Annotated in this window: 5 protein-coding genes; 3 read left to right on the top strand and 2 right to left on the bottom strand. The window is 61.4% G+C overall.

Annotated features, from left to right (window positions below):
- Window positions 1–1,599 (bottom strand): DUF6538 domain-containing protein (locus OXS27_RS21590; RefSeq protein WP_267358623.1); only part of this gene is annotated, 1,599 nt, incomplete at its 3' end.
- Window positions 1,600–2,414: 815 nt separating this feature from the next.
- On the opposite strand from OXS27_RS21590, the gene OXS27_RS21585 reads away from it, so the two are divergent.
- The gene (locus tag OXS27_RS21585) at window positions 2,415–3,917 is read left to right on the top strand and encodes a hypothetical protein (protein ID WP_267358622.1); all 1,503 of its coding nucleotides are present in this window, start codon (window positions 2,415–2,417) and stop codon (window positions 3,915–3,917) included.
- Between the two features lie 618 nt (window positions 3,918–4,535).
- On the top strand, window positions 4,536–5,114 hold the full coding sequence (locus OXS27_RS21580) for a metallophosphoesterase (protein WP_267358621.1): 579 nt from the start codon (window positions 4,536–4,538) through the stop codon (window positions 5,112–5,114).
- Here the strand turns inward: OXS27_RS21580 and OXS27_RS21575 are convergent.
- A complete protein-coding gene (locus OXS27_RS21575; protein ID WP_267358620.1) occupies window positions 5,111–5,596 on the bottom strand; it encodes a hypothetical protein in 486 nt (161 codons plus the stop codon). The two genes, OXS27_RS21580 and OXS27_RS21575, sit on opposite strands and share 4 nt — an antisense overlap.
- A 102-nt stretch (window positions 5,597–5,698) precedes the next feature.
- On the opposite strand from OXS27_RS21575, the gene OXS27_RS21570 reads away from it, so the two are divergent.
- A complete protein-coding gene (locus tag OXS27_RS21570; protein WP_267358619.1) occupies window positions 5,699–6,418 on the top strand; it encodes a hypothetical protein in 720 nt (239 codons plus the stop codon).

Here is a 6,418-nt window from a genome sequence, read left to right as displayed (position 1 = left end):
ACAGTCAGGCCAAGGTCGACTGCCGTGGGCAATGGGCTTAACGTCCCTGAATAGTAATCCCGACGTGTCCGTTCCGCGTCTGCAGCGGTGGAACAGGTCAAGCAGGCCCATCCGCACGAGCATGGGGTGGACTGGGATCATGCGCCGGGCCGCCTCGGTCTTCACCCGCCGCAAATCCTCGGGGGGCATGCACGTCACCTCTTCGTCCGGCTCCTCGTCCTCGTCGTCCTTGAGGCATAGCACGCTCAGGTGGGGGCGACCGTTGAAGGTCTCGTCCAGGTTGCCGACCTTCAGCTGTGCGATTTCGCCAGGGCGGGCGCCGCTAAACAGCATGATCGCCGGGACCCAATAGGTCGCGGAAATCACGGGCTCCTTCGCGGTACGTGCGAGGAGGGCGGTGATGTGCGCCGGCTTTAGGGGGAGGCGTTTGGCCTTCGAACTCGACGTTTCCTTCTGCGTGGACCGTATATCGTCGACGGCATTCGAGCCAAGCAGCTTCTCGCGCCCGAGGAATTCGAAGATGCGCCGAACAGGGCCGATGTATTTCAGGTCGACGGTAACCTTTTCGATGGTTCGGAAAGGGCGCGCGAGGCGCCGGTTCGCCGCGATGGCCTCCGCGATGTCATGCGTCCCGAAACGCAGCGTGAAGCGGTCCGGCGCCTGGTCAAGAAGGTCCCTGCAGGCCCGAAGATCGTCCCGGGTGATCTCGCGGATAGGTTTGTCGCCGATAGCGCGGAGAAAGGAGGCCAACCGTCGGGGTGCGTCCTCCTGATGCTTGGCGCCTCCGCGATTGCGGACCTCGTCGACCTCGAACTTGGCGATGGCCTGCGACAGGGGCATGCTGGACCATCGCTCGGTAGCCGCGCGGGTGACGCCGGCGCGGACCTCGGACGCGATCATCTCCCGTATGGCCTGGGCGTCGAAAGCGAGCGCGCGCAGCTTCGCTAGTTCGGAAGCGAGGAGGGCCCGGAGTTGCTCGAAGGGGAATGCCGTGGAGGGTGCCGTCGCGCAATCCGTCGACGTGGAGAGAGCGGAGAGCGCCGCATCGAGATCCCGAGCACTGGTGGCCGTATCCTCAAGGTGACCGCCGCTCATCCTGGCGACCGCCCGCAGGATAGCGACGGCAATTCGGTTCTCATCGCCCGCCGGGCGCTCGCCCTGAAGGATGCGCAACGCATCGTGGGTTTTGACGGCGTGCCCAGCCACGCGGCCGTCGGCACCGACATCTCTCAAATCGGGAGGATCATCCCTTTCGCCGCCTGATAGGTCCCCGTCGCCCATCCCGCGCAGGACGTTGGCAACCTCGCGAAAAAAACGTCCTTTTCTGTCGATTGCCCACGGGCTGCCTGAGGTGGCGTCGAGCGCCTGCTGCAGCATGGCGAGGGCGGCGTCACGGGCTGGGCGCAGCGGGCGCTCTGTCCGGAGGGCAGCGTAGACGTCCTTGACCCTGACCAGCACCTCCAGCGCCCTCCGCCGTGCCTCGCGGGCGTTGCTGGTACGCAACGACTGACGAATCTCGGCAATGCCGAGCCCATCGACGAGGTCTACTGGGACGGCCTTGCGAAACCACCAACGGTCGCCACGCCTAACGACGAACATGCTCGAACCCGATCCTGGCTGGGACCGGGGCCCCGGCTGTGACGGGGCGCGGTGCCGTCCAGCGTCGGCCTTAATTAGTAAGATCAATAGTTACAATAATTTAGCTTGGCGGAGACGGAGGGATTCGGATCCTCATTCCCTGCTTGGAAAACGCATCTAAAATAGAGCCGACGCCGCTCCCTTACTGCTGCAAGCTCACAGGTGGCCGACGTGCTCACCGCAATCGGCGCGGTTGCCGGTCATTAATGGCTTGAGCTGAAGGAACGAAAGCGCCATCGCATAGCAATGGACCTGAAGTGGCCCGGCCACACAGCCGTCATCGTTACCAATCCGGTACGAATTTACCGGCCGGATCGTCGGTAGCGCCGAAAAGCCCGATAGAATTAGTGGTAGTGAGGGAGAAATTTGAACCCCCAGAACAAGAACTATAATTCCCAGCGAAGGAACTGGGAGAATAGGATGCCGCCTGGCGGGTTTGCTTACGTCATTGCGGACGAATAGCACGCAGCCGTTGTACGAGCGTTGTACGCCGGGAACAGACCCGCATTAGAATCGGCTGTAACGAGCGCTGCAAGCCTTTGCGACTATGGCAGAAATTCATGGAGCGGGCGATCGGGATCGAACCGACGACATTCAGCTTGGGAAGCTGACAGCATCTATATTTGCCTCCAACAGACCCATCGACAGCGTTAACCAAATCAGGGCATCGCCGAAAGATTTCAGTGACTTAGACTGATCGGCAATCCCACACCCCTTGTCAGCGCCTCATCCGGCGTTTGTTGTATCACCTGTTGTATCAGCTTCAGGTCGACCGGATGCCGACGCCCAACGCCTACACCCGCGAGCGACGTCGCCTGACCGCGGACGACCTCGATTCCGCGCGGTCGATGGTGGCCGGCAGCCGCGTCCCGGGCCGCGGCGCGGAGTGGGCCGACACCGAGCAGCGCGGCCTCGTGCTTCGGGTCCTGCCGATGGGACCGGTCTGGTACCTGCGGCTCCGGACGAACACCGTGCGGCTGGGCACGCTCGACGACATCCCGACCGTCCCCGGGGCCCGGATGGCGGCGATGCGGGTCAAGATCGCGGTCGCCGACGGGCGTGGCTACAAGGCCGACCTGACGATGTTCCACCAGGCCCTGGAGTTGACGGACAACAACCCAGAGCGCGCCGACGACGTCGCCTTCGCCATCCCCGAGCCCGTCGACGACGTACACAGGCGCCGGCATGGACCGTGGACCTGGGACGACCTGATCGAGGAGTACCTCGCCGCGGTGACGCCTGGGCAGAAGCCATCGTGGGCGGGGCAGTACCGGACACACCTGACCTACACGGCCTTCAGGAAGATCGGTCACCTGCCCCTGTCGATGCTCACCGTCGAGCGACTGGAGGAGGTGCGCGACGAGCTCCGCGACGAGGTGGCCATCTCCTCAGTGGCCAGGGCTGTCAGCCAGACCCGTGCCGCCCTCGATTGGGGCTGGCGCTACCACAGGAAGAAGTCTGCCCTGGGTGCCGTCGCCTGGTGGGCGGGATTCGCCGTTCAGTACAAGAGCAAGACGCGCAAGCACGAGCCTACGTTGGCCGAGCTCGGGCGCACCCTGGCCTTGGCGGAGCGGCATCGGGTTCTCGGGACCACGAATCAGGAGACCACGGTCGGGACTCTCAAAGCGTTGTGGGCCCTGGTGCTCACCGGCCAGCGCACCGGTGCCCTCGGAGGGACGCGCCGGTCGCGGATCTCTGAGATGCCGGAGCGCCCAGGCTGGCAGGTCTGGAACTGGCGCGCGACCGAAATGAAGGGGACCGTGGACAAGGCGCTGCCGCACGCGCTGCCGGTGCCGCCCGAGGCCCTGGAGATCCTCGCCCGGTTCAGCGAGGACACCGACACCGACTGGGTCTTCCCCTCACGTCGCGTCGGCTGCCACGTCACGTCCGAGGGAATTGCGGGCCTGCTCGACCGCATGCAGGGCAAGTCGAAGCCGCCCCGGAAGTCCAAGACTGGCAAGCCCAGTTTGAAGGCAACGCCCCGGGTCGACCTGTTCGCCAAGCATGACATCCGACCCTGGGTCCCGCACGACGTCCGCCGGGCTCTGGCCAGCTATCTGGACGAGGAGGAGCTCGGCGGCGCCGGCAGCGCCATCCTCGCGCACAAGACCAAGACCCGCGACGAGGAGGCCGCCCGGCTGGAGGACGTCACCCGGAAGACCTATGCGAAGGCCCAGCGGCTAAAGCTCAAGGCCGCCGGCATGGAGCTATGGGTCGGCGCGGTCATTGCAGCCTACCAAGGCGAGGCGGCCGCCCTGGACAGGCGTGACAGAAATTGACGCTCGGCTGCGCAATCTGACGCGATTGGGATCCTCGCGCCAGAAATTGACACTCCATCGCAGCCTACCAGCGCGAGGCCGCGGCGCTATACAAGACCGCATCGAATTAGGCCGATTCAGCGCCGCTATGTTCAAACTCGTCTGTCGTCCAAAGGAACCATTTCGACATCCAGAAATCAAAGTGGATGTCGAAATGGTTGTTATCAGTCAGCATGGTTTGTTAGCCATAGTTCCGATTTGGCTCGATTACATCGGCTCACTAAGGGGGCGCCAGAGCCGCGCGAAAATCCGTGAATCCCAGGTCGATTTGGACAAAACGCGTTCAGGCGGGACAAACCGTGTGATTTAGGGGGCGTTTTGGACAAACCTTGTGATTGTAGGACTATGCGCCGCGCCAGTCCTAAAGCCTGACTTGCGACTGTGGTGCCACCCGCTCAGTTTCTCTTGAATAGATCTAGAGCACCTGCGTGCCGGGCCAGGGCTTTCTTAACTCGACCGTGCTACGACTGACGATTCAATCTGCCCCGGAGACCACCGTGAAACGAATAGCGCCGCCCCCTGCCGACATCCATTTTCCCGGGGCGTGACCGTGCGCGGCAGCCCCTCACGGAGGCTGCCATGTATTCGAATAAGACCTTCACCCCGCCCAAGGGCAATGTGTGGTTCACCGCCGACTCGCACCACGGGCACGCAGGCTCGATCAGCCACACCAACAGGCCGTTCCGCGACGTCGCCGATATGGACGCCTGCCTGATTGAGGCGTGGAATGCGGTGGTCGCGCCGGGCGACACCGTCTTCCACCTCGGCGACTTCGCCATGGGCGCGAGCCCGGCGCGCACGGCCGAGATCTTCCATTCCCTGCGGGGGAAGAAGCATCTGCTCGTGGGTAACCACGACCGGCATCGGACCACCAGCTTGCCCTGGGAGAGCGTGCACGAGCGGCGGACAGTCGTCGTCGAGGAGCACCGTATCGTGCTCGATCACTACCCCATGAGGGCGTGGAATCGCTCCTTCCGCGGGAACCTGCATCTGCACGGTCACACGCACGGCAGCCTGCCCGGGACGTCGCAGAGCGCGGACGTCGGCGTCGACGTCTGGGGCTACCGGCCGGTCGGGCTGCAGGACATCCTGGCACGGATGCAGGCGACGCCGGAGCTCCCTGAGGAGGCCCGCCTCGCGGTCGGCGACGAGGACTAAGCCTGGTTGCGGGCGGCGACGTATCGGATCGCCGCCCGGAGCTCGGCAGGTCCCCCGGCGTAGGTCGGGTCGTTCAGGGCGATACCCAAGTGTACCCCAAGAAGACCCTGGTTTGCTGGGGCGAGCCAAGTTGCGATCCGGTCGAGGGCCAGCTTGTTCTCACGCCTCAATGCGACCCGCGCCTCATGCTCCCGTTCACCCGTTCCGTACGCGATGCGAATCAGGGCCAGGCTGTACTCGTTAACCCAAAGGGCTAGAGCAGACGCGCCCTGCGGAGCATCCATGCCACGGATGAAAGTGGTCCGGACACTCGTATCCGGGGCCGTGCCCACGATCATCAGCCCGGCAATGATGTTGGCGGTCTTGGCCTTCCGCCGCAGGTACGCCACTTGCTCGTCCGTAGACATCGGCTCGAAATTCAGCCGATGCTTGTTTGCGTTGTCGATAAGGTTTTGAACAAGCGCTTCCTGGCTCGTGAGCATCTTGAGATCCTGTATGAGTGGCCGCTAACGAGAAGGCAATTATATCGTTGACGCACCATGGCAAACCTGTGGTAGGCTAGCGCCTATCCTAAGGAGGCGTCAGTGGGTCACTACAGGATCGTTCTAGGTTTTGCGGGGCTGGCGATGCTCGGTGGCGTAGTCGCCAGTGTCGAAGCAATTGCTGCGGCTCAGAAAGAGCAAGTACACGAAGAGACGACTTATGGCACTTTGAAATACGGGCAAACTGACTCAGCCATTGGGAAAGCAGGATTTATCACAAGGTCCGCCATCGGAGATCGGATTTTTAAAGTATGCAAGATGGATGATTTCTGCATGCTGCGCGCTAAAATCGAAAACAAAAATGACTTTGTGCGGCAGGTTATCGCAATTGAAAAATCTCCAAAATTCTCTGACCCGGACTTGATGATAAAGTACATATACAAGCAGGTTGATAAGAACGCTTTTAACGTTGATGACGATGATCTAGATCTCATCTTCACCAAATCACTCGCTGAATTAATTAGAAAAGCTAGAGTCAATGCCCGAAAGGAAGAAACTGATGTGCTAGATACTCCTTGGTTCTTTTCCCAAGAAGGCAAGCCTGTAAATGTCAAGATAAGCACAACCTCGACAGGATCGTCGACTGCCATCAGCCGTGTTCAATTCACGAACAGTGACGACTCGGAAGATAAGTTAAATCGACACAACTTTGAATTAGTTAAAATCGACGGGCAGTGGAAAATATCTGACGCAAAACTGCCTTTGATGTCTAACGAAAAGCTCGACTCATATATAGAATTTCTGGTCAAGAAAAACAAATAG

Source organism: Methylobacterium sp. GC_Met_3 (assembly GCF_026540775.1).
Lineage (GTDB): Bacteria > Pseudomonadota > Alphaproteobacteria > Rhizobiales > Beijerinckiaceae > Methylobacterium.
Note: the sequence above shows the minus strand (reverse complement) of the source record. Positions and strands in the feature narration are given on the sequence as shown.

What these genes read in the sequence shown, in the direction of transcription:
- OXS27_RS21575 (WP_267358620.1), bottom strand. Translation starts at nt 5,596, where the DNA reads ATGCTCACGAGCCAGGAAGCGCTTGTTCAAAACCTTATCGACAACGCA.
- OXS27_RS21580 (WP_267358621.1), top strand. Translation starts at nt 4,536, where the DNA reads ATGTATTCGAATAAGACCTTCACCCCGCCCAAGGGCAATGTGTGGTTC.
- OXS27_RS21585 (WP_267358622.1), top strand. Translation starts at nt 2,415, where the DNA reads ATGCCGACGCCCAACGCCTACACCCGCGAGCGACGTCGCCTGACCGCG.